This is a genomic window from Rosenbergiella sp. YN46 (genome assembly GCF_036620675.1).
Classification (GTDB): Bacteria; Pseudomonadota; Gammaproteobacteria; order Enterobacterales; family Enterobacteriaceae; genus Jejubacter.
The window spans coordinates 21192-41914 of the sequence record NZ_JAZHEE010000036.1; the positions used below are offsets into that span (position 1 = coordinate 21192).

Below are 20723 nucleotides of genomic sequence, written 5' to 3' on the forward strand. Positions count from 1 at the left end.
GATGAGCATGCAAGATCCGATCGCGGATATGCTGACCCGTATCCGTAACGGTCAGGCCGCGAACAAAGTTGCGGTCACCATGCCTTCCTCCAGGCTGAAAGTGGCAATTGCCAAAGTGCTGAAGGAAGAAGGTTATATCGAAGATTTTAAAACTGAAGGCGACACTAAGCCTGAACTGGAAGTGACTCTTAAGTATTTCCAGGGCAAGGCTGTGGTAGAGAGCATTCAGCGTGTCAGCCGCCCGGGCCTGCGCATCTATAAGAAAAAAGATGAGCTGCCGAAAGTTATGGCCGGTCTGGGTATTGCTGTCGTTTCTACCTCAAAAGGTGTTATGACCGATCGTGCAGCGCGCCAGGCTGGTCTTGGTGGCGAAATTATCTGCTACGTAGCCTAATCGGAGGAAAAAATGTCTCGTGTTGCTAAAGCACCGGTCGTTATTCCTGCCGGCGTTGACGTTAAAATCAACGGTCAGGTTATTACGATCAAAGGTAAAAACGGCGAGCTGACTCGTACTATCAACGATGCTGTTGAAGTGAAAAATGCCGACAATACGCTGACCTTCGGTCCGCGTGACGGCTTCGCTGACGGCTGGGCGCAGGCGGGTACCGCTCGTGCACTGCTGAACTCAATGGTTATCGGTGTTACCGAAGGCTTCACCCGGAAGCTGCAGCTGGTTGGTGTAGGTTATCGTGCAGCGGTTAAAGGCAATGTGCTGAACCTGTCTCTGGGTTACTCACATCCGATTGACCACGAGCTGCCGGCAGGCGTTACTGCTGAATGTCCGACTCAGACTGAAATCGTGCTGAAAGGCGCTGATAAGCAGGTGATCGGCCAGGTTGCTGCTGACGTGCGTGCCTACCGTCGTCCTGAGCCTTATAAAGGCAAGGGTGTTCGTTACGCCGACGAAGTCGTGCGTACCAAAGAGGCTAAGAAGAAGTAAGGTAACACTATGGATAAGAAATCTGCTCGTATCCGTCGTGCGACCCGCGCACGTCGCAAGCTCAAAGAGCTGGGAGCGACTCGCCTGGTGGTACATCGTACCCCGCGTCATATTTACGCCCAGGTAATCGCATCGAACGGTTCTGAAGTTCTGGTAGCCGCTTCTACTGTAGAAAAAGCTATCTCTGAGCAACTGAAGTACACCGGGAACAAAGACGCTGCCGCCGCTGTCGGTAAAGCTGTCGCTGAGCGCGCTCTGGAAAAAGGCATCAAAGATGTTTCTTTTGACCGCTCTGGTTTCCAATATCATGGTCGTGTCCAGGCACTGGCAGATGCTGCCCGTGAAGCTGGCCTTCAGTTCTAAGGTAGAGGTGTAAGATGGCTCACATCGAAAAACAAGCTGGCGAACTGCAGGAAAAGCTGATCGCGGTAAACCGCGTATCCAAGACTGTTAAAGGTGGCCGTATTTTCTCCTTCACCGCTCTGACTGTAGTGGGTGACGGTAACGGTCGCGTAGGTTTTGGTTACGGTAAAGCCCGTGAAGTTCCGGCAGCGATCCAGAAAGCGATGGAAAAAGCCCGTCGCAACATGATTAACGTCGCGCTGAACAACGCTACCCTGCAGCACCCGGTTAAAGGTGTTCACACGGGTTCTCGCGTGTTCATGCAGCCGGCTTCCGAAGGTACCGGTATCATCGCCGGTGGTGCAATGCGCGCCGTCCTGGAAGTCGCCGGGGTCCATAACGTTCTGGCCAAGGCCTATGGTTCCACCAACCCGATCAACGTGGTTCGTGCAACTATCGACGGTCTGGCGAACATGAAATCTCCGGAAATGGTCGCTGCCAAGCGTGGTAAATCCGTTGAAGAAATTCTGGGGTAATTGACCATGGCAAAGACTATTAAAATCACTCAAACCCGTAGCGCTATCGGTCGTTTGCCGAAGCATAAGGCAACGCTGCTTGGCCTGGGTCTGCGTCGTATTGGTCACACCGTAGAGCGCGAGGATACTCCTGCTATTCGCGGTATGGTCAACGCGGTTTCCTTCATGGTTAAAGTTGAGGAGTAAGAGATGCGTTTAAATACTCTGTCTCCGGCCGAGGGCTCCAAGCGCGAAGGTAAGCGTCTGGGCCGTGGTATCGGTTCAGGCCTCGGTAAAACCGGTGGTCGTGGTCACAAAGGTCAGAAGTCTCGTTCTGGCGGTGGCGTACGTCGCGGTTTCGAGGGTGGCCAGATGCCGCTGTACCGTCGTCTGCCGAAGTTCGGCTTCACCTCTCGCAAGGCTATGGTTACCGCAGAAGTTCGTCTGTCTGACCTGGCTAAAGTGGAAGGCGACGTAGTTGACCTGAACACGCTGAAAGCAGCTAACATTATCGGTATCCAGATCGAGTTCGCGAAAGTGATCCTGGCGGGTTCGGTAACTCGTCCGGTAACCGTTCGCGGCCTGCGTGTCACCAAAGGTGCGCGTGCTGCTATCGAAGCTGCTGGCGGTAAAATCGAGGAATAAGTAGCAGATGGCAAAGCAACCGGGATTAGATTTTCAAAGTGCTAAAGGCGGCCTCGGCGAGCTGAAACGCAGACTTTTGTTTGTTATCGGTGCGCTGATCGTGTTCCGTATTGGCTCTTTTATTCCGATCCCTGGTATTGATGCCGCTGTACTTGCCAAACTGCTCGATCAACAGCGTGGCACCATCATTGAAATGTTTAACATGTTCTCTGGTGGTGCCCTGAGCCGTGCTTCTATTTTCGCACTGGGTATCATGCCGTACATCTCGGCATCGATCATCATCCAGCTGCTGACGGTGGTTCATCCCGCCCTGGCAGAGCTGAAGAAAGAAGGGGAGGCTGGCCGTCGTAAGATTAGCCAGTACACCCGCTACGGCACGCTGGTGTTAGCGATATTCCAGTCGGTCGGTATTGCAACCGGTCTGCCGAATATGCCTGGGATGCAGGGGCTGGTTATTAACCCGGGCTTTGCGTTCTATTTCACCGCTGTTGTGAGTCTGGTCACGGGAACCATGTTCCTGATGTGGCTTGGCGAACAGATTACTGAACGAGGTATCGGCAACGGTATCTCTATCATAATCTTCGCGGGCATCGTAGCTGGCCTTCCGCCAGCTATCGCCCACACTATCGAGCAGGCGCGGCAGGGCGACCTGCACTTCCTCCTGTTGCTGTTGGTTGCAGTATTGGTATTTGCCGTGACCTTCTTCGTGGTGTTTGTTGAACGTGGTCAACGCCGTATTGTGGTGAACTACGCCAAACGCCAGCAGGGGCGCCGCGTCTATGCTGCACAGAGCACACATTTACCGCTGAAAGTGAATATGGCAGGGGTTATCCCGGCAATCTTCGCTTCCAGTATTATTCTGTTCCCGGCGACCATCGCGTCGTGGTTTGGGGGCGGAACGGGTTGGAACTGGCTGACAACAATTTCGCTGTATTTGCAGCCTGGGCAACCGCTTTATGTGTTACTCTATGCGTCTGCAATCATCTTCTTCTGTTTCTTCTACACGGCGTTGGTTTTCAACCCGCGTGAAACAGCAGATAACCTGAAGAAGTCCGGTGCATTTGTACCAGGAATTCGTCCGGGAGAGCAAACGGCGAAGTATATCGATAAAGTAATGACTCGTCTGACACTGGTCGGCGCGCTCTACATTACTTTTATCTGCCTGATCCCGGAGTTCATGCGTGATGCGATGAAAGTGCCGTTCTACTTCGGTGGGACCTCACTGCTTATTGTTGTCGTGGTCATCATGGACTTTATGGCTCAAGTGCAAACTCTGATGATGTCCAGTCAGTACGAGTCTGCATTGAAGAAGGCGAACCTGAAAGGCTACGGCCGCTAAGGCGCCTGAGAAGTTACGGAGAGTAAAAATGAAAGTTCGTGCTTCCGTCAAGAAATTATGCCGTAACTGCAAAATCGTTAAGCGTGATGGTGTTATCCGCGTGATTTGCAGTGCCGAGCCGAAGCATAAACAGCGTCAAGGCTGATTATCTCGCATATTTTTCTTGCAAAGTTGGGTTGAGCTGGCTAGATTAGCCAGCCAATCTTTTGTATGTCTGTACGTTTCCATTTGAGTATCCTGAAAACGGGCTTTTCAGCATGGGGCGTACAAATCTAATAGTAGGAGTGCATAGTGGCCCGTATAGCAGGCATTAACATTCCTGATCACAAACATGCTGTAATCGCGTTAACCGCTATTTATGGCGTCGGCAAAACCCGCTCCAAGGCCATCTGTGCCGCTGCGGGCATCGCTGAAGATGTTAAGATCAGTGAGCTGTCTGAAGAACAGATCGACACGCTGCGTAACGAAGTAGGTAATTTCGTCGTAGAAGGTGATTTGCGCCGTGAAGTAACCCTGAGCATCAAGCGTCTGATGGACCTTGGTTGCTACCGTGGTTTGCGTCATCGTCGTGGTCTGCCGGTTCGCGGTCAGCGTACCAAGACCAACGCACGTACCCGTAAGGGTCCGCGTAAACCGATCAAGAAATAATCGGGGTGATTGAATAATGGCAAAGGCACCTATTCGTGCACGTAAGCGTGTAAGAAAGCAAGTCTCTGACGGCGTGGCTCATATCCATGCTTCTTTCAACAACACCATCGTTACCATTACCGATCGTCAGGGTAACGCTCTGGGTTGGGCAACTGCCGGTGGTTCCGGTTTCCGTGGTTCTCGTAAATCTACGCCGTTCGCCGCTCAGGTAGCAGCAGAGCGTTGCGCAGAAGCCGTGAAAGATTACGGTATCAAGAACCTGGAAGTTATGGTTAAGGGACCGGGTCCGGGCCGCGAATCTACCATTCGTGCTCTGAACGCCGCTGGTTTCCGCATCACGAACATTACTGATGTGACTCCGATCCCTCACAACGGTTGTCGTCCGCCGAAAAAACGTCGCGTATAACGCCCGTTTTTAGGAATGTTGGAGAAAGAAAATGGCAAGATATTTGGGTCCTAAGCTCAAGCTGAGCCGTCGCGAGGGCACAGACCTGTTCCTGAAGTCTGGCGTTCGCGCGATCGATACCAAGTGTAAAATTGAACAGGCTCCTGGCCAGCACGGTGCGCGTAAACCGCGTCTGTCTGACTATGGTGTACAGTTACGTGAGAAGCAGAAAGTTCGCCGTATGTATGGCGTTCTGGAGCGTCAGTTCCGTAACTATTACAAAGAAGCAGCGCGTCTGAAAGGCAACACTGGTGAAAACCTGCTGGCTCTGCTGGAAGGTCGCCTGGACAACGTTGTATACCGTATGGGTTTTGGCGCCACTCGTGCAGAAGCACGTCAGCTGGTAAGCCACAAAGCTATTATGGTAAACGGTCGTGTTGTTAACATCGCTTCTTATCAGGTTAGACCGAGCGACGTTGTAAGCGTACGTGAGAAAGCTAAAAAGCAGTCTCGCGTCAAGGCCGCTCTGGAGCTGGCCGAGCAGCGTGAAAAGCCTACCTGGCTGGAAGTTGATGCTGGCAAGATGGAAGGCACGTTCAAGCGTAAGCCGGAGCGTTCTGATCTGTCTGCGGACATTAACGAACACCTGATCGTCGAGCTTTACTCCAAGTAAAGCTTAGTACCAAAGAGAGGACACAATGCAGGGTTCTGTGACAGAGTTTCTAAAACCGCGCCTGGTAGATATCGAGCAAGTGAGTTCGACGCACGCCAAGGTGACCCTTGAACCTTTAGAGCGTGGCTTTGGCCATACTCTGGGTAACGCACTGCGCCGTATTCTGCTTTCATCGATGCCGGGTTGCGCGGTGACCGAGGTTGAGATTGATGGTGTACTTCATGAGTACAGCACCAAAGAAGGCGTTCAGGAAGATATCCTGGAAATCCTGCTCAACCTGAAAGGGCTGGCGGTGAAAGTTCAGGGCAAAGATGAAGTTATTCTTACCCTGAATAAATCTGGCATTGGCCCTGTAACCGCAGCCGATATCACCCACGACGGTGATGTCGAAATCGTCAAGCCGCAGCATGTGATCTGCCACCTGACTGATGAAAACGCGTCTATTAGCATGCGTATCAAAGTTCAGCGCGGCCGTGGTTATGTTCCGGCGTCTGCCCGAATTCATTCGGAAGAAGATGAGCGCCCGATCGGTCGTCTGCTGGTCGACGCTTGCTACAGCCCTGTAGAGCGTATTGCCTACAATGTTGAAGCAGCGCGTGTTGAGCAACGTACCGACCTGGACAAGCTGGTCATCGAAATGGAAACCAACGGCACTATCGATCCTGAAGAGGCGATTCGTCGTGCGGCAACCATCCTGGCCGAACAACTGGAAGCTTTCGTTGACCTGCGTGATGTACGTCAGCCGGAAGTGAAAGAAGAGAAACCAGAATTCGATCCGATCCTGCTGCGCCCTGTTGACGATCTGGAATTGACTGTCCGCTCTGCTAACTGCCTTAAGGCAGAAGCTATCCACTACATCGGTGATCTGGTACAGCGTACCGAGGTTGAGCTGCTTAAAACGCCTAACCTGGGTAAAAAATCTCTTACCGAGATTAAAGACGTGCTGGCCTCACGTGGTCTGTCTCTGGGCATGCGCCTGGAAAACTGGCCGCCGGCAAGCATTGCTGACGAATAACCGGATCGCAGGTTAAGGTTTTACTGAGAAGGATAAGGTCATGCGCCATCGTAAGAGTGGTCGTCAACTGAACCGCAACAGCAGCCATCGCCAGGCTATGTTCCGCAACATGGCAGGCTCTCTGGTTCGTCATGAGATAATCAAGACGACCCTGCCGAAAGCGAAAGAGCTGCGTCGCGTAGTTGAGCCGCTGATTACTCTTGCCAAGACCGACAGCGTAGCTAATCGTCGTCTGGCATTCGCCCGTACTCGTGATAACGAGATCGTGGCAAAACTGTTTAACGAGCTGGGCCCGCGTTTCGCGAGCCGTGCAGGTGGTTACACTCGCATTCTGAAGTGTGGCTTCCGCGCAGGTGATAACGCGCCGATGGCATACATCGAGCTGCTGGATCGCCCTGAGCCGCAAGCAGAAGCTGCTGCAGAGTAATCTGCCGCATGTAAAAAAACCCGCTCCGGCGGGTTTTTTTATCTCTGGCGTTTCCTCCTTTCATAAATCCTCGTACTCTTATTTCATAACTCCCACGGAGATACACGATGTGGTTGATTGATGAATGGGCCGAGCGCCATATCCTGGAAGCGCAGCGTAAAGGGGAACTGGATGATTTGCCGGGCAGCGGTGAACCCCTTGAACTTGACGATGATTCCCATGTTCCAGCGGAACTGCGCGCCGGTTATCGGCTACTGAAAAACGCAGGTTGCCTGCCACCAGAACTGGAGATGCGCAAAGAGGCGATTGAACTGGCGGATTTACTGAAAGGGGTTCAGCAGCAGCATCCGGACTATAAGGCCATCAGTAAACGCCTTTCTCTGCTGGAGCTACGCCTGCGTCAGGCCGGTCTTGACACTGACTTTTTGTATGGTGATTACGCTGATAAGCTGCGCCAGCGGCTGCCTGAAGCGTAGCGCTGTCAGGTTGCAGCCCCAGATATCGCGGCGCATAATAGCGCCATATTCGGTAATACCACCATTCTTATCCATGACCAGAAGGTTTATTTTATGAGTCGCTATCAGCACAAACGCGGCAAGATCCAGGATAATGCACTGGAAGCCTTGTTGCACGATCCCCTTTTTCGCCAGCGGGTAGAAAAGAACAGCAAAGGCAAAGGGAGCTACAAGCGTAAGGCCAAACATAGCGGTAAGGCCTGGCAGGAGGGCAGCGGCAAGCAAGCGACGCGCTTTTTTACCACTGCCCTTCTGTCTTGTCCTGTTCTCTTTCCTTCTTCCCTCTCTTACTAATTCCTGTTCCGATAACCCCCAGTTATTAATCGATAGTGTTATGATATTTAAAGGTTTTATTCCTGGCTAAATATCACAAAAACCAAAAATCGTAATGCCTAAACCAGAATTGATCACTATTGCCCAAAGCCGACTCTTTCCATACTGATCTGGCTGAAACTGCTCTGGTGCTCAGCATAAAGGTGCTTTTCTTACAGAATGCCAGTCGCTGTATCACCCATTTTGTAGATTCCTTTAATCCACTTACTTCTGGTTGGGGGCCGAAATGGCGTTAACGCTGAAAGATAAGATTGGTTACGGTCTGGGGGACACCGCCTGCGGCTTCGTCTGGCAGGCAACCATGTTTCTGCTGGCCTATTTTTACACAGATGTTTTTGGGCTGTCGGCGGGAGTGATGGGCACTCTGTTCCTGATCTCGCGGATCCTGGATGCGGTTACCGATCCGCTTATGGGATTGCTGGTTGACCGCACGCGTACGCGTTATGGCCAGTTCCGCCCCTACCTGCTCTGGGGGGCGATTCCATTTGGCATTGTCTGCATCATGACTTTCTATACACCTGATTTTTCTCAAACCGGTAAGATAGTCTATGCCTGCGTGACCTATATTCTGCTGACCCTGGTCTACACCTTTATCAATGTGCCTTACTGCGCTATGCCGGGCACGCTGACCAACGATCCTAAACAGCGCCATGCGCTACAGTCCTGGCGGTTCTTCCTGGCGGCGGCGGGGGCGCTGGCGATCAGCGGGATCGCTTTGCCGCTGGTTGGTCTGATTGGCCAGGGCGATGAGCGAGTGGGATACTTTGGGGCGATGTGCGTGCTGGGCATTACTGGTGTGGTTCTGCTGTATATCTGCTTCTTCGCCACCCGTGAACGCTATCAGTTTGCTCCTCAGCCAGGGGCTTCGGTAGTGCGCGACCTCCGATTACTGTTGGGCAACGGTCAGTGGCGAATTATGTGCGCTTTCAAAATGATGGCGACCTGTTCCACGGTGGTTCGTGGCGGTGCCACCCTCTACTTTGTGAAATATGTGATGGATCATCCGGCGCTGGCAACGCAGTTTCTGCTCTATGGCAGCATTGCAACCATGTTTGGCTCTCTGTGCTCTTCCCGGCTGTTGGGGCGTTTCGATCGCCTTGTCGCGTTCCGCTGGATAATTATTATCTACTCGTTGATTAGCCTGTTGATTTTCTTTATTCCGGCGGATCGCATTGCTCTGTTGTTTGCCCTGAATATTCTGTTCCTGTTTATCTTTAATACCACCACGCCGCTACAGTGGCTGATGGCCTCCGACGTGGTTGATTACGAAGAGAGCCGTAGCGGTCGTCGTCTGGACGGCCTGGTGTTTTCGACCTATCTCTTCAGCCTCAAAATCGGGCTGGCGTTTGGCGGTGCGCTTATTGGCTGGATCCTTGCCGCTGTCAATTACTCTTCCAGCACCGCCGCGCAGCCGGAACTTGTGCTGACATCAATCCGGGTGCTGTTTTGTATTGTTCCCGTCGTACTCTATGCAGGCATGTTCGCCATGCTGCACTTTTACAAGCTGGACAGCCGTAGAGTGGAAGAGATCAGTCGCCAGTTAGAGAAAAATCGCCGGCTGCCCTCTCAGGGGCAGGAGCCAGCCTCATCGACCGTCACCATGTCCAGTTAATCAGCAGGGAGAAGATAATGTCCACAATAACCAATCCTGTACTGAAAGGCTTTCATCCCGATCCGTCCATTTGCCGGTGCGGAGAGGATTACTACATTGCTACTTCCACATTCGAATGGTTCCCCGGTGTACGAATCTACCATTCCAGGGATCTCAATAACTGGACGCTTGCGGCTTGCCCACTGGATCGCGTATCGCAGCTTGATATGAGGGGAAACCCGGATTCCGGTGGTATCTGGGCGCCCTGTCTGAGCTATGCGGATGGTCTGTTCTGGCTGGTCTATACCGATGTTAAGGTAGTGGATTCACCGTGGAAAAACGGCCGTAACTATCTGGTGACAGCCCCTTCGATCGAAGGGCCATGGAGTGAGCCGATCCCGATGGGCAATGGCGGGTTCGATCCTTCGCTGTTTCACGACAATGACGGGCGTAAATATTATCTTTATCGCCCCTGGGGGCCGCGCCATCACAGCGATCCGCACTGTACTATCGTGATTCAGGAATATTTTCCTCAGGAGAGACGGCTATCTCCGCAGCGCAAAACGCTGTTTACCGGTACGGCGCTGCGTTATACCGAAGGACCACATCTGTATCAGCGTGATGGTTATTACTACCTGGTCGTGGCGGAAGGTGGGACCAGCTATGAGCATGCCGTGGTGGTATTACGGTCCGGAGCGCCGGAAGGCCCTTATGAACTGCATCCCGATACCACAATTATGACAACCTGGGATGCACCCGAACATTCATTGCAGAAAAGCGGCCACGGCTCGTTGGTTAACACACCGGACGGTGAGTGGTTTATGGCCTATCTGGCCAGCCGACCTCTGCGATTGCCCGGGGTTCCTCTGCTGGCAGCCGGTGGCCGTGGTTACTGCCCGCTGGGGCGTGAAACTGCTATCGCCCGTATTGGCTGGCAGGACGGTTGGCCTTATGTAGAAGGAGGAAAACAGGGCGGTGTGCAAATCCCGGGGCCGGGAACGGCAAAGTGTGAGGTTCTGCAAAGTGAGGCGTGGCGTGATGACTTCGACAATTTGACACTCGATCCTGCACTCCAGACGCTGCGCATTCCGTTCGACGATCGCCTGGGGTCGTTGAGTGCCCGTGAAGGATTTCTGCGTCTCTACGGCAATGACTCCCTGGTCTCGACCTTTGCGCAGGCTACTGTCGCCAGGCGCTGGCAGCATTTCCGTTTCCGGGCTGAAACCTGTATGCAGTTTGATCCCGCTCACTTCCAGCAGAGCGCGGGGCTGACCTGCTACTACAACACCAGGAACTGGAGCTACTTCTTTATGGATCGGGAAGAGGGCAGGGGGAGAACGCTTAAGATTATCCAGTTGGATCGCAACGTACCGGGCTGGCATCTGTACGAAGAGCCAATCCTGGTTCCGGAAGAGGTATCCTTCGTCTGGCTGAGAGTGGAAGTCGATCATCTCAGTTATCACTACAGCTACTCGTTCGATGGCGCGCGCTGGCAGCGCGTACCGTTGAGCTTTGAAGCCTGGAAACTGTCAGATGATTATATCGCCGGGCGAGGATTCTTCACCGGCGCGTTTGTCGGACTACACTGCGAGGATATAAGCGGCGACGGCTGTCACGCTGACTTCGATTATTTCAGTTATCTACCGGGATAATATGTGAAAGTCTGGCGGCTACGGCCGGGTAGCCGCCAGTGGGAATCAAGATTTGCCGTTACGCTCTTTCAGCAGATCGCGGATCTCGCCCAGCAGAACTTCTTCTTTGGTCGGTTCTGGCGGTGCTGCCGGAGCCTCTTCTTTTTTCTTATGCAGGTTGTTGATCAGTTTGATAATCATAAATATCGCCAGTGCGACAATCACAAAATCAAACACGTTTTGCAGGAAGACGCCGTAATTAATAACCACAGCCGGAGTATCGCCGACGGCTTCCTTAAGCGTCCAGGCAAATTGCTTAAAGTCAATACCGCCGATCAGTAACCCCAGCGGCGGCATAATAATATCTGCGACCAGTGACGAAACGATTTTGCCGAAGGCCGCGCCAATGATGACACCTACTGCCAAATCCACCACGTTTCCGCGCATCGCGAATTCGCGGAACTCTTTAAAAAAGCTCATTGTTATTACTCCATGTATATGCCGACACGCCTAAGTTTAACAGAAGCCGTCTGCTTTGCCATTTGTGCGGCTGGAGAATATCCTGGGTTATCCACTGAAAATTAAGGGATTTTATAAGGGCGGCAGACGCCGCCTGAGCGTTACAGAAAGAAGGGACTGGGCTGGAACAGGCGTTCCACATCGGAAACAAACTTCTTATCCGTCAGGAACATAATCACGTGATCGCCCTGCTCTATACGCAGATCGTCATTGGCTATCATCACATCGTTGCCGCGCACGACCGCGCCGATAATAGTGCCGGGCGGCAGCTTAATTTCGCTGATGACCCGGCCGACCACGCGTGAGGTGCTTTCGTCACCGTGGGCCACGGCTTCAATGGCTTCCGCGACGCCGCGACGCAGGGAAGAGACGCCGACGATATCCGCTTTACGCACGTGGCTGAGCAGCGCAGAAATGGTCGCCTGCTGAGGTGAAATTGCAATATCAATCACGCTGCCCTGCACCAGGTCGACGTAGGCACGTCGTTGGATAAGCACCATTACTTTTTTGGCGCCCAGGCGTTTGGCCAGCATCGCTGACATGATGTTGGCCTCATCATCGTTGGTGACGGCGATAAACAGATCCACCTGATCGATATGCTCTTCGGCCAGCAGCTCCTGATCCGACGCATCGCCATAGAACACGATAGTGTCCTGCAGCATCTCCGCCAGTTCGGCGGCGCGCTGCTGATCGCGCTCGATCAGCTTCACGCTGTAATCCTTTTCCAGACGCTGAGCCAGACCGGCGCCGATATTGCCGCCACCGACCAGCATAATACGCTTGTAGGGCTTCTCCAGACGCTGAAGTTCGCTCATCACCGCCCGAATGTGTTGGGAAGCGGCAATAAAGAACACTTCGTCGCCAGCTTCGACAATGGTGGATCCTTGCGGGCGAATCGGCCGATCGTGGCGGAAAATCGCCGCGACGCGGGTATCGATATGCGGCATGTGCTCGCGCATCGTTGACAGCGCGTTGCCGACCAGCGGGCCGCCATAATAGGCCTTCACTACCGCCAGCGCTACCTTGCCTTCGGCGAAGTTCACCACCTGCAAGGCACCGGGGTATTCAATTAGCCGGTAAATACTGTCGATGACCAGCTGTTCGGGCGCTATCAGGTGGTCGATGGGCACGGCCTCCGGCGTGAATAGTCGCTCGGCATCGCGGACATATTCCGGCGCGCGGATACGGGCGATGCGGTTTGGCGTATTAAACAGCGAATAGGCCACCTGGCAGGCGATCATATTGGTTTCGTCAGAGCTGGTAACCGCGACCAGCATGTCGGCATCGTCGGCGCCGGCATCACGCAGTACCCGGGGATGGGAACCATGGCCCTGCACCACGCGCAGGTCGAATTTATCCTGTAGGCTGTGTAGCCGATCGCCGTTGGTATCGACCACGGTGATATCGTTATTTTCACCGACCAGGTTTTCCGCCAGCGTACCGCCGACCTGGCCCGCGCCGAGAATAATTATCTTCATCGCATATCGCTTCGTTGATGCTGTAAACCTAATCCACTGTCGCGGATTAGCCCTTGATTAGCTTAGCGTAAAAGAAGCCATCGCCTTCATCTGCAGCTGGCAGGTTTTGAATACCTGGTTGCGCAGGCGTACCGGTTTCCACCAGACGGGCGTCGGAATGTCGGCTAAGAAACGCGGCGATCTGCTCACTGTTCTCCTGTGGCAGGATGGAGCAGGTCGCATAGACCATGGTACCGCCTGGTTTCAGATGCGGCCATACAGCGTCGAGAATCTCTGCCTGGAGCTGCGCCAGCTCGTCGATGTCCCGATCGCGTCGCAGCCATTTTATATCGGGATGGCGGCGAATAACGCCGGTTGCGGAACAGGGGGCATCCAGCAGAATACGATCAAAATGCTGTTCGCCACACCACTGTGCAGGAAAGCGCCCATCGCCGCATTTTACTTCGGCCTTCATCCCCAGACGCGCCAGGTTCTCATGCACGCGCTTCAGGCGCTGTTCATCGACATCCACCGCCATGACCGCAGCGTCGGGAGCGGCTTCCAGAATATGGGTGGTCTTACCGCCCGGTGCGGCGCAGAGATCTAGGATTGCCTCGCCGTTTTGGGGGGCCAGCAGATCGACACAGCCCTGAGCCGAAGCATCCTGAACGGTGACATCGCCCTGTTCGAAACCGGGGAGCGCCTGCACCGGCAGTGGGAAATCCAGCCGAACCGCATCCCGATAGCGCGGGTGTGGATGCCCGTTGATTTCCTGCGCTTTCAGGCGTTCAAGCCAGGCATCGCGGCTGCCGTGCTGGCGGTTAACCCGTAGCCACATCGGAGGGCGCTGGTTATTTGCCTCGACGATGCTCTGCCACTGCCGGGGATATGCTTTGCGTAGCCGGGCCAACAGCCATTCGGGATGCAGCCAGCGGCAGTCGTTCTTTTCCGCCTGCGCCAGCAACTCCTGCTGACGACGCTGGAAGTTGCGCAGGACGCCGTTAATCAGCCCCTTAAACTGCATTTTCCGCAGAACTACCGCACCTTCAACGGTTTCCGCCAGCGCCGCATGGGCCGGAATGCGGGTGTGAATCAACTGATAGATTCCCACCAGGATCAGATAATGGACGATGCGCTGTTTCCCGGTCATCGGGCGAGCCATTAGCTGAGCGGCCAGCCACTCCAACTGAGGGAGAGTGCGCAGCACGCCGAAGCACAGCTCCTGTAACAGCGCCCGATCTTTCTCTGACACTTTATTTTGCATAACAGGCAGCACGTTACTCAGGGATTGCCCTTTTTCCACTACCTGTTCGATGGACTGGGCTGCCAGGCTGCGGAGGTTTGTGTTCTTTTTCATAGACTGGATTGGTTCTGTGCCCGCGTTAAAAACAAAAATGCCCGGAAGGTGCCTTCCGGGCGTGAGTCTGTCTGGTCGTCAGGCCAGGCGGTTGCCTGGCTCGAACCACTCGCGGCGCGAGTTCAGCAGGTCGCGGGCCGCCATTGGCTTTTTACCTGCCGGTTGCAGTATCTCCAGATTAAGCACGCCGTCGGCGGTGGCGATTTGAATGCCTTGCTTGCTGGCTTCGAGAATGGTACCTGGTTCGGCTCCAACCGGAGCATCGATGACCGAGGCCTGCCACACCTTAACCGGCTGCTCGCCCACGGTGAAGTAACTTACCGGCCAGGGGGTGAACGCGCGAATGCAGCGCTCAAGCTGGGCCGCAGAAAGCGACCAGTCCAGGCGGGCCTCTTCTTTACTCAGTTTCTCGGCATAGGTGGCCTGCGCTTCATCCTGTTTTTCCGCACGGGCCTGATTGCTTGCCAGCTGCGTCAGCGTTGCCAGCAATCCTTCAGGGCCGAGCTCAGCGAGCCTGTCATACAGCGTGGCGCTGGTGTCCTGCGCAGTAATGGGGCAGGCGAGCTTATACAACATATCGCCGGTATCCAGACCGACATCCATCTGCATGATGGTCACGCCGGTTTCAGCATCGCCGGCCCACAGAGCGCGCTGAATTGGCGCCGCACCGCGCCAGCGCGGCAGCAGGGAGCCATGAACGTTAATACAGCCCAGGCGAGGCATCGCCAGTACGGCTTTGGGCAGGATCAGGCCATAGGCCACCACCACCATAACGTCGGCATTTAAATTGGCGACCAACTGCTGGTTTTCTTCCGGTCGCAGCGAAGCGGGCTGGAAAACGGGGATGCCTTTTTCCTGAGCCAGAGCTTTCACCGGGCTGGGCATCAGTTTTTTACCACGGCCCGCCGGGCGATCCGGCTGCGTGAAAACGCCAACCACCTGGTGCTCAGACGCGAACAGCGCGTCTAGGTGACGCGCTGCGAAGTCCGGCGTACCGGCAAAAATAATACGGAGTGATTCGGACACGTTATTCCCTGTCTGTTTAGCTGGCGGCACGCGCCTTCAGGCGATCCAGTTTTTCGACTTTCTGTACGATGCGATCGCGTTTCATCTTCGACAGATAATCGATAAACAGTTTGCCCATCAGGTGATCCATCTCGTGCTGGATACAGATTGCCAGCAGGCCGTCGGCTTCCAGTTCATATTCTTTACCGTCGCGATCGAGGGCGCGAATTTTTACGTTCTCGGCGCGGGGCACCAACGCGCGCTGTTCGGGAATGGAAAGGCAACCCTCTTCGATTCCGGTTTCGCCGCTTTTTTCCAGCAGCTCAGGATTAATCAGTACCAGGCGCTCGTCGCGGTTTTCTGAAACGTCGATAACGATAATTCGCTGGTGGATGTTGACCTGGGTTGCGGCCAGGCCAATGCCTTCTTCGGCGTACATTGTCTCGAACATATCATCGACGATACGCTGAATTTCCGCATTCACTTCTTTGACGGGCTCAGCAACTTTGCGCAGACGCTCGTCGGGAACATGTAATACCTGCAAAACTGACATAACTATCCGGATCTGTATTCAACGATTGAAAGGATTATGACCTTTATTCTAGACAAATCGCCCCCTGATTGACAGCATCAGTCACCAATCGCAGGGATTGTCGGGCGGCCTGTGCCGGGAGGCGGACATGGATGAGACAGAGTTCTGGCTGCGCTTAATGGCGGTGCAATATTTCAGCGGCGAAAAGATGACGGTGGCGGCGACCCGATTTACAGCCTCGTCGGGGATTGATGAAGCGCTGCGGGGCCTGACCTTGCAGCAGCGTATGCAGTTTAACAGCGTGGCGCCGGCGGCGCTGGAACGGGCGTATCGCTGGCTGGAACAGCCGGAAAATCATCTGATCACGGCGCTGGCGCCAGAATATCCGTTACAGTTACGAGCCATCGACTGGTTTCCCGGCGCGCTGATGCTAAAAGGCAATCCGTCGCTGCTGCGAAGCGAACAACTGGCGATCGTCGGCAGCCGTAACCATTCCTGGTATGGCGCCCGCTGGGGGGAACATTTTGCGTATGCGCTGGCGGCTGCCGGGCTGTCTATCGTGAGTGGACTGGCATTAGGTATCGATGCCGTCGCCCATCGGGGCGCGCTGGCCGCGCAAGGCAAAACGCTGGCGGTACTGGGTAACGGGCTGGCAACGATTTATCCGCGACGCCACAGGCAACTGGCCGAACAGATTATCGGACAGGGCGGCGCGATTGTTTCTGAGTTTCCGCTGGATGCGCCAGCGCTGCCTTACCATTTTCCTCGTCGTAACCGAATTATTAGTGGACTCAGCCGCGGGGTACTGGTGGTAGAAGCCTCATTACGTAGTGGCTCTCTGACCACAGCACGCTACGCTTTGGATCAGGGAAGGGAACTGTTTGCGCTGCCAGGCGCTATCGGTAGCCCCGGTAGCGAAGGAACCCATTGGTTGATCAAGCAGGGGGCGATTGCGGTTACCGAACCTCAGGACATTATCGATAATTTACAAAATGAGCTATGCTGGCTTCCTTCTTTAGCGAATGCGGACAATAATCCCACAGATCGCGAAGTCCCCCCATTGCCATTTGCCCACCTCCTGGCTAACGTAGGAGATGAGGTTACACCTGTTGACGTCGTCGCTGAACGTGCCGGCCAACCTGTGCCAGTGACAGTGGCTCAATTACTTGAACTGGAGTTAGCAGGATGGATCGCAGCTGTACCCGGCGGCTATGTCCGATTGAGGAGGGCAGGCCATGTTCGACGTACTAATGTATTTGTTTGAAACCTATATCCATACTGAGCCGGAAGCGCGCGTGGATCAGGACAAACTGACCCGTGATTTGACGGACGTTGGTTTTGAGCGGGAAGATATTTATAACGCCCTGATGTGGCTGGAAAAACTGGCCGATTATCAGGATGGGCTGGCAGAGCCGATGCAGTTGGCTGCCGATCCGCTCTCCATGCGTATCTACACTGAGGATGAACGCCGTCGTTTAGATGCCGACTGCCGGGGTTTCCTGCTGTTTCTTGAGCAGATTCAGGTGCTAAACCTTGAAACACGTGAAATGGTGATTGAGCGCGTCATGGCGCTGGACGCCGACGAGTTCGATCTTGAAGACCTTAAATGGGTAGTGTTGATGGTGCTGTTTAACATCCCGGGATGCGAAAATGCCTATCAGCAGATGGAAGAGTTACTGTTTGAAACCAGCGAAGGCCAGCTGCACTAACGCAGCGGTTCGATAAATTCCTATGGCCAAACCGGCACTATTTGATGTAAGCAATCAGGAACTCTGCCCCTGCTGTGGGGCAGAGTTAGTTATACGCTCCGGGAAACATGGCCCGTTTCTGGGCTGCTCCCACTATCCGGCATGTGACTACATTCGACCATTGAAGAATCAGGCGGATGGACATGTCATTAAAGTGCTGGAGGGGCAGCAGTGTCCGGAATGCGGTCGCGATCTGGTTTTACGCCAGGGGCGCTTTGGTATGTTTATTGGCTGCACCGGCTACCCCGCCTGCGAACATACGGAACTTATCGATAAACCTGACGATACCGCAATTCCTTGCCCTCAGTGCGGGCAGGGGCACCTGGTGCAGCGGCGTTCCCGCTACGGCAAAACCTTCCATTCCTGCGATCGTTATCCGGCCTGTCAGTTCGCCATCAATTTTAAACCGGTGGTGGGTGAGTGTCCTGAATGTCACTACCCGCTGCTTATCGAGAAGAAGACCGCGCATGGTGTAAAACGTTTTTGCGCGAGTAAACAATGTGGAAAGCCGATTCCGGCCCAATCAGCCTGTGAAGAATAACCCCCCTGACATGTCTACAGAGGAGATTATCGCTCTCCTTAATCAACAACAAGTTATCGCTTATCCAACAGAAGCCGTGTTTGGCGTTGGCTGCGATCCTGATAGTGAAGCCGCGGTTAACCGTCTGCTGGCGCTGAAACAACGCCCGGTAGAGAAAGGGCTGATTCTGATTGCGGCGGATTATTCGCAGCTTACGCCGTACATCGATGACAGCATGCTAAATGAGATGCAGCGTGAATCCATATTTTCCCGCTGGCCGGGGCCGGTAACCTTTGTGTTTCCAGCAAAGCCGAGCACGCCGCGTTGGCTGACGGGCCGCTTTAATTCGCTGGCGGTACGCGTGACCAATCATCCTCTGGTGGTGACGTTGTGCCGGGCATACGGCAAACCGCTGGTTTCGACCAGCGCCAATCTGAGCGGGCAACCGCCGTGTCGCAGTGCCCGGGAAGTGGCTGAGCAGTTTGGCGCAGACTTCCCTGTCCTGCTCGGGGAAACCGGCGGACGCCAGAATCCTTCTGAAATTCGTGATGCCTTGACCGGCGAACTTATTCGTCAGGGGTAATAGCATGGAAACCTACGCTGTTTTCGGTAATCCGATTGCACACAGTAAATCACCATTTATTCATCGCCAGTTTGCGGAACAGCTGAATATCGTTCATCCCTATGGACGTGTACTGGCCCCGATGGATGACTTTGTGTCGACGCTTGAGCATTTCTTTATGACCGGCGGCCGGGGGGCTAACGTGACCGTGCCTTTTAAAGAGCAGGCATTTGCCCGGGCGGATGAACTGACCGAGCGTGCCTCACTGGCTGGGGCTGTTAATACGCTTAAGTGCCTGGATGATGGCCGATTATTGGGCGATAACACCGATGGTGTGGGACTACTCAGCGATCTGGAACGTCTGCAGTTGATCCGCCCTGGCTACCGAATCCTGCTGGTGGGTGCCGGAGGCGCGGCGCGGGGCGCACTTCTGCCGCTGCTTTCTCTGGACTGCCCGGTCACGATTGTGAATCGAACTTTTTCCCGGGCCCGGGAACTGGCTCAACTCTTTAACCATACCGGCAGCGTCAGTGCGCTGGAGATGTCGGCGATCGAAGGTCATGAATTTGATCTTATCATTAATGCGACATCCAGCGGCTTAAGCGGTGAGGTGCCGGCGTTACCGGCATCAATACTGAATCACCATGTTCGCGGCTACGATATGTTTTACCAGCAGGGATTAACGCCCTTCCTGCGCTGGTGCCTGGATGGCGGCGTACAGCGCTATGCAGATGGCCTGGGAATGCTGGTGGGGCAGGCGGCACACGCCTTCCTGCTATGGCATGGCAAACTGCCGGAGATCGAACCGGTTATTGCGGCGTTGAAGCAGGAAATGGCGCCGTGAATCAAACGATCCAGTTTCCTGAACGTGAAACCTGGGACGAGGCAGGTCAGGCTGTTTGTTTTCCGGCGCTGGTCGGAGGTATGCAGTTGACCTGCGCCATTCGTGGCAATACGTTGGTGGCGCGCTATGGTACAACTGACGAACCGCTTGCGCTGTTCCGGAGCCGACGTTGGGATCTTGAAGAAGAAGCGGAACAGCGCATTCGCGATCAGGAAGAAGATGAGTCCGGCTGGCTCTGGCTTTCCTGAGCCAGGTAGTCATCTTTCCATTTTACGTAGTTGTTAGCGGAGTATTTCAACCCTTCACGCTCTTCGGGCTTCAGAGGACGAATTTGTTTCACCGGGCTCCCCAGATAGAGATAACCACTCTCCAGGCGCTTATTCTGTGGCACAAGGCTACCGGCGCCGATCACGACATTATCTTCAATGACGGCACCATCTAAAAGAATCGAACCCATACCGATCAGCACCCGGTTACCTATGATGCAGCCATGCAGCATCGCCTTATGACCGACGGTAACCTCTTCCCCCACTATCAGAGGATTGCCTTCGGGTTTGCTGGCGGATTTATGAGTCACGTGCAGCACGCAGCCATCCTGAATATTGGTGCGTGCGCCAATTGAGACTGTGTTGACGTCGCCGCGGATCGCAACCAGCGGCCAGATACTGACGTCATCGGCCAGTCGGACATCGCCGATCACTACGCTGGATGCATCCAGCATTACGCGCTGCCCAATCTGGGGCGCAAGACCCTTATAGGGACGGAGAACTTCAGCCATAGCTACCTCATCGTTAAATGGTCTTTCTTAAGACTGTGGGCGCTTTTCTGGCGCGTCGCAAGGATGAAAAGTGACAAATCTGCGGCGGATCGTTCAGGATCTCAACGGAAAGGCTGAAAAAACATCACTTGAAAGAAAAGATCGAAAAAAGGCTTGTGCTAAAAAATGGGATCCCTATAATGCGCCTCCGTTGAGACGACAACGTGAATCACTTCACACAATTGGTCGGCCCGACAAGGGGAAAAGCCTGAAAAATTAGGCTTGACTCTGAAAGAGGAAAGCGTATTATACGCCACCTCGCGATGTGAGGCTCAGCCCCGTCGCAACTGCTCTTTAACAATTTATCAGACAATCTGTGTGGGCACTCGAAAGCACTGATATCCTGAACGTCGCAAGACGCTA

Annotated in this window: 29 protein-coding genes; 23 read left to right on the forward strand and 6 right to left on the reverse strand. The window is 54.2% G+C overall.

Features of this window, described 5'->3' with window-relative positions:
* The first annotated feature begins 1 nt into the window (after position 1).
* The 17 genes from rpsH to V3W49_RS18930 all read left to right on the forward strand — a co-directional run bounded on the left by rpsH (position 2) and on the right by V3W49_RS18930 (position 11020).
* A complete protein-coding gene (gene rpsH / locus V3W49_RS18850) occupies positions 2–394 on the forward strand; it encodes a 30S ribosomal protein S8 (RefSeq protein ID WP_500147571.1) in 393 nt (130 codons plus the stop codon).
* 12 nt (positions 395–406) lie between these two features.
* On the forward strand, positions 407–940 hold the full coding sequence (rplF, locus tag V3W49_RS18855) for a 50S ribosomal protein L6 (protein WP_500147572.1): 534 nt from the start codon (positions 407–409) through the stop codon (positions 938–940).
* Between the two features lie 9 nt (positions 941–949).
* A complete protein-coding gene (rplR, locus tag V3W49_RS18860; protein WP_017460073.1) occupies positions 950–1303 on the forward strand; it encodes a 50S ribosomal protein L18 in 354 nt (117 codons plus the stop codon).
* A gap of 14 nt (positions 1304–1317) precedes the next feature.
* A complete protein-coding gene (gene rpsE / locus V3W49_RS18865) occupies positions 1318–1818 on the forward strand; it encodes a 30S ribosomal protein S5 (protein WP_154776077.1) in 501 nt (166 codons plus the stop codon).
* 6 nt (positions 1819–1824) lie between these two features.
* Positions 1825–2004: a 50S ribosomal protein L30 gene (rpmD, locus tag V3W49_RS18870; protein WP_079805475.1), complete on the forward strand. Its 180-nt coding sequence runs from the start codon at positions 1825–1827 to the stop codon at positions 2002–2004.
* Positions 2005–2007: 3 nt separating this feature from the next.
* On the forward strand, positions 2008–2442 hold the full coding sequence (rplO, locus tag V3W49_RS18875; RefSeq protein WP_500147573.1) for a 50S ribosomal protein L15: 435 nt from the start codon (positions 2008–2010) through the stop codon (positions 2440–2442).
* A gap of 7 nt (positions 2443–2449) precedes the next feature.
* A complete protein-coding gene (gene secY, locus V3W49_RS18880) occupies positions 2450–3781 on the forward strand; it encodes a preprotein translocase subunit SecY (RefSeq protein ID WP_138094405.1) in 1332 nt (443 codons plus the stop codon).
* Positions 3782–3809: 28 nt separating this feature from the next.
* Positions 3810–3926 (forward strand): 50S ribosomal protein L36, encoded by a 117-nt coding sequence (gene rpmJ / locus V3W49_RS18885; protein ID WP_000868187.1) that lies wholly within the window; start codon positions 3810–3812, stop codon positions 3924–3926.
* Positions 3927–4072: 146 nt separating this feature from the next.
* Positions 4073–4429, forward strand: a complete 357-nt coding sequence (rpsM, locus tag V3W49_RS18890) for a 30S ribosomal protein S13 (RefSeq protein ID WP_138094402.1) — start codon at positions 4073–4075, stop codon at positions 4427–4429.
* Between the two features lie 16 nt (positions 4430–4445).
* A complete protein-coding gene (gene rpsK / locus V3W49_RS18895) occupies positions 4446–4835 on the forward strand; it encodes a 30S ribosomal protein S11 (protein WP_116938351.1) in 390 nt (129 codons plus the stop codon).
* Positions 4836–4866: 31 nt separating this feature from the next.
* Positions 4867–5487 carry a 30S ribosomal protein S4 gene (rpsD, locus tag V3W49_RS18900; RefSeq protein WP_154776080.1) on the forward strand — a complete coding sequence of 207 codons (621 nt, stop codon included), beginning with the start codon at positions 4867–4869 and terminating at the stop codon, positions 5485–5487.
* A 25-nt stretch (positions 5488–5512) separates the two neighbouring features.
* Positions 5513–6502 carry a DNA-directed RNA polymerase subunit alpha gene (locus V3W49_RS18905; RefSeq protein WP_500147589.1) on the forward strand — a complete coding sequence of 330 codons (990 nt, stop codon included), beginning with the start codon at positions 5513–5515 and terminating at the stop codon, positions 6500–6502.
* 40 nt (positions 6503–6542) lie between these two features.
* Positions 6543–6929 carry a 50S ribosomal protein L17 gene (gene rplQ, locus V3W49_RS18910; RefSeq protein ID WP_138094396.1) on the forward strand — a complete coding sequence of 129 codons (387 nt, stop codon included), beginning with the start codon at positions 6543–6545 and terminating at the stop codon, positions 6927–6929.
* A 107-nt stretch (positions 6930–7036) separates the two neighbouring features.
* Positions 7037–7405, forward strand: a complete 369-nt coding sequence (locus V3W49_RS18915; protein ID WP_500147591.1) for a DnaJ family domain-containing protein — start codon at positions 7037–7039, stop codon at positions 7403–7405.
* 93 nt (positions 7406–7498) lie between these two features.
* Positions 7499–7738 carry an alternative ribosome-rescue factor A gene (locus V3W49_RS18920; protein WP_500147593.1) on the forward strand — a complete coding sequence of 80 codons (240 nt, stop codon included), beginning with the start codon at positions 7499–7501 and terminating at the stop codon, positions 7736–7738.
* Between the two features lie 265 nt (positions 7739–8003).
* Positions 8004–9389 (forward strand): glycoside-pentoside-hexuronide (GPH):cation symporter, encoded by a 1386-nt coding sequence (locus V3W49_RS18925; protein ID WP_500147595.1) that lies wholly within the window; start codon positions 8004–8006, stop codon positions 9387–9389.
* 17 nt (positions 9390–9406) lie between these two features.
* Positions 9407–11020, forward strand: coding sequence for a glycoside hydrolase family 43 protein (locus V3W49_RS18930; RefSeq protein WP_500147597.1), 1614 nt, complete (start codon positions 9407–9409; stop codon positions 11018–11020).
* Between the two features lie 45 nt (positions 11021–11065).
* On the opposite strand, the gene mscL is transcribed toward V3W49_RS18930, so the two are convergent.
* The 5 genes from mscL to def form a co-directional block, all read right to left on the reverse strand.
* Positions 11066–11479 carry a large-conductance mechanosensitive channel protein MscL gene (gene mscL, locus V3W49_RS18935; RefSeq protein WP_500147598.1) on the reverse strand — a complete coding sequence of 138 codons (414 nt, stop codon included), beginning with the start codon at positions 11477–11479 and terminating at the stop codon, positions 11066–11068.
* Between the two features lie 140 nt (positions 11480–11619).
* Positions 11620–12996 carry a Trk system potassium transporter TrkA gene (gene trkA, locus V3W49_RS18940; protein ID WP_500147599.1) on the reverse strand — a complete coding sequence of 459 codons (1377 nt, stop codon included), beginning with the start codon at positions 12994–12996 and terminating at the stop codon, positions 11620–11622.
* A gap of 46 nt (positions 12997–13042) precedes the next feature.
* Positions 13043–14332 (reverse strand): 16S rRNA (cytosine(967)-C(5))-methyltransferase RsmB, encoded by a 1290-nt coding sequence (gene rsmB, locus V3W49_RS18945; RefSeq protein ID WP_500147600.1) that lies wholly within the window; start codon positions 14330–14332, stop codon positions 13043–13045.
* Between the two features lie 78 nt (positions 14333–14410).
* On the reverse strand, positions 14411–15358 hold the full coding sequence (gene fmt, locus V3W49_RS18950; protein WP_500147601.1) for a methionyl-tRNA formyltransferase: 948 nt from the start codon (positions 15356–15358) through the stop codon (positions 14411–14413).
* A 16-nt stretch (positions 15359–15374) separates the two neighbouring features.
* A complete protein-coding gene (gene def / locus V3W49_RS18955) occupies positions 15375–15890 on the reverse strand; it encodes a peptide deformylase (RefSeq protein ID WP_500147602.1) in 516 nt (171 codons plus the stop codon).
* A 127-nt stretch (positions 15891–16017) separates the two neighbouring features.
* Between def and dprA the strand changes: the two genes are divergently transcribed.
* The 6 genes from dprA to V3W49_RS18985 are packed head-to-tail and all read left to right on the forward strand — an operon-like array spanning position 16018 to position 19791.
* Complete coding sequence (dprA, locus tag V3W49_RS18960; protein WP_500147603.1) at positions 16018–17133, forward strand: DNA-protecting protein DprA; 1116 nt, start codon at positions 16018–16020, stop codon at positions 17131–17133.
* The gene (smg, locus tag V3W49_RS18965) at positions 17105–17578 is read left to right on the forward strand and encodes a DUF494 family protein Smg (RefSeq protein ID WP_500147604.1); all 474 of its coding nucleotides are present in this window, start codon (positions 17105–17107) and stop codon (positions 17576–17578) included. The genes dprA and smg overlap by 29 nt, the downstream gene beginning before the upstream one ends.
* A gap of 22 nt (positions 17579–17600) precedes the next feature.
* Positions 17601–18158, forward strand: a complete 558-nt coding sequence (locus V3W49_RS18970) for a DNA topoisomerase family protein (protein ID WP_500147605.1) — start codon at positions 17601–17603, stop codon at positions 18156–18158.
* A 10-nt stretch (positions 18159–18168) separates the two neighbouring features.
* Positions 18169–18720: an L-threonylcarbamoyladenylate synthase type 1 TsaC gene (gene tsaC, locus V3W49_RS18975; protein ID WP_500147606.1), complete on the forward strand. Its 552-nt coding sequence runs from the start codon at positions 18169–18171 to the stop codon at positions 18718–18720.
* 4 nt (positions 18721–18724) lie between these two features.
* Positions 18725–19543, forward strand: coding sequence for a shikimate dehydrogenase (gene aroE, locus V3W49_RS18980; protein ID WP_500147607.1), 819 nt, complete (start codon positions 18725–18727; stop codon positions 19541–19543).
* Complete coding sequence (locus V3W49_RS18985; RefSeq protein ID WP_500147608.1) at positions 19540–19791, forward strand: DUF1488 family protein; 252 nt, start codon at positions 19540–19542, stop codon at positions 19789–19791. The genes aroE and V3W49_RS18985 overlap by 4 nt, the downstream gene beginning before the upstream one ends.
* On the opposite strand, the gene V3W49_RS18990 is transcribed toward V3W49_RS18985, so the two are convergent.
* The gene (locus tag V3W49_RS18990) at positions 19752–20321 is read right to left on the reverse strand and encodes a gamma carbonic anhydrase family protein (protein WP_500147609.1); all 570 of its coding nucleotides are present in this window, start codon (positions 20319–20321) and stop codon (positions 19752–19754) included. The genes V3W49_RS18985 and V3W49_RS18990 overlap by 40 nt on opposite strands.
* Positions 20322–20723: the final 402 nt, after the last annotated feature.

Excerpts from the sequence above, each read along its gene's own strand:
- rpsH (WP_500147571.1), top strand. The coding sequence starts at position 2 with ATGAGCATGCAAGATCCGATCGCGGATATGCTGACCCGTATCCGTAAC.
- rplF (WP_500147572.1), top strand. The coding sequence starts at position 407 with ATGTCTCGTGTTGCTAAAGCACCGGTCGTTATTCCTGCCGGCGTTGAC.
- rplR (WP_017460073.1), top strand. The coding sequence starts at position 950 with ATGGATAAGAAATCTGCTCGTATCCGTCGTGCGACCCGCGCACGTCGC.
- rpsE (WP_154776077.1), top strand. The coding sequence starts at position 1,318 with ATGGCTCACATCGAAAAACAAGCTGGCGAACTGCAGGAAAAGCTGATC.
- rpmD (WP_079805475.1), top strand. The coding sequence starts at position 1,825 with ATGGCAAAGACTATTAAAATCACTCAAACCCGTAGCGCTATCGGTCGT.
- rplO (WP_500147573.1), top strand. The coding sequence starts at position 2,008 with ATGCGTTTAAATACTCTGTCTCCGGCCGAGGGCTCCAAGCGCGAAGGT.
- secY (WP_138094405.1), top strand. The coding sequence starts at position 2,450 with ATGGCAAAGCAACCGGGATTAGATTTTCAAAGTGCTAAAGGCGGCCTC.
- rpmJ (WP_000868187.1), top strand. The coding sequence starts at position 3,810 with ATGAAAGTTCGTGCTTCCGTCAAGAAATTATGCCGTAACTGCAAAATC.
- rpsK (WP_116938351.1), top strand. The coding sequence starts at position 4,446 with ATGGCAAAGGCACCTATTCGTGCACGTAAGCGTGTAAGAAAGCAAGTC.
- rpsD (WP_154776080.1), top strand. The coding sequence starts at position 4,867 with ATGGCAAGATATTTGGGTCCTAAGCTCAAGCTGAGCCGTCGCGAGGGC.
- V3W49_RS18905 (WP_500147589.1), top strand. The coding sequence starts at position 5,513 with ATGCAGGGTTCTGTGACAGAGTTTCTAAAACCGCGCCTGGTAGATATC.
- rplQ (WP_138094396.1), top strand. The coding sequence starts at position 6,543 with ATGCGCCATCGTAAGAGTGGTCGTCAACTGAACCGCAACAGCAGCCAT.
- V3W49_RS18915 (WP_500147591.1), top strand. The coding sequence starts at position 7,037 with ATGTGGTTGATTGATGAATGGGCCGAGCGCCATATCCTGGAAGCGCAG.
- V3W49_RS18920 (WP_500147593.1), top strand. The coding sequence starts at position 7,499 with ATGAGTCGCTATCAGCACAAACGCGGCAAGATCCAGGATAATGCACTG.
- V3W49_RS18925 (WP_500147595.1), top strand. The coding sequence starts at position 8,004 with ATGGCGTTAACGCTGAAAGATAAGATTGGTTACGGTCTGGGGGACACC.
- V3W49_RS18930 (WP_500147597.1), top strand. The coding sequence starts at position 9,407 with ATGTCCACAATAACCAATCCTGTACTGAAAGGCTTTCATCCCGATCCG.
- mscL (WP_500147598.1), bottom strand. The coding sequence starts at position 11,479 with ATGAGCTTTTTTAAAGAGTTCCGCGAATTCGCGATGCGCGGAAACGTG.
- trkA (WP_500147599.1), bottom strand. The coding sequence starts at position 12,996 with ATGAAGATAATTATTCTCGGCGCGGGCCAGGTCGGCGGTACGCTGGCG.
- rsmB (WP_500147600.1), bottom strand. The coding sequence starts at position 14,332 with ATGAAAAAGAACACAAACCTCCGCAGCCTGGCAGCCCAGTCCATCGAA.
- def (WP_500147602.1), bottom strand. The coding sequence starts at position 15,890 with ATGTCAGTTTTGCAGGTATTACATGTTCCCGACGAGCGTCTGCGCAAA.
- dprA (WP_500147603.1), top strand. The coding sequence starts at position 16,018 with ATGGATGAGACAGAGTTCTGGCTGCGCTTAATGGCGGTGCAATATTTC.
- smg (WP_500147604.1), top strand. The coding sequence starts at position 17,105 with ATGTTCGACGTACTAATGTATTTGTTTGAAACCTATATCCATACTGAG.
- V3W49_RS18970 (WP_500147605.1), top strand. The coding sequence starts at position 17,601 with ATGGCCAAACCGGCACTATTTGATGTAAGCAATCAGGAACTCTGCCCC.
- tsaC (WP_500147606.1), top strand. The coding sequence starts at position 18,169 with ATGTCTACAGAGGAGATTATCGCTCTCCTTAATCAACAACAAGTTATC.
- aroE (WP_500147607.1), top strand. The coding sequence starts at position 18,725 with ATGGAAACCTACGCTGTTTTCGGTAATCCGATTGCACACAGTAAATCA.
- V3W49_RS18990 (WP_500147609.1), bottom strand. The coding sequence starts at position 20,321 with ATGGCTGAAGTTCTCCGTCCCTATAAGGGTCTTGCGCCCCAGATTGGG.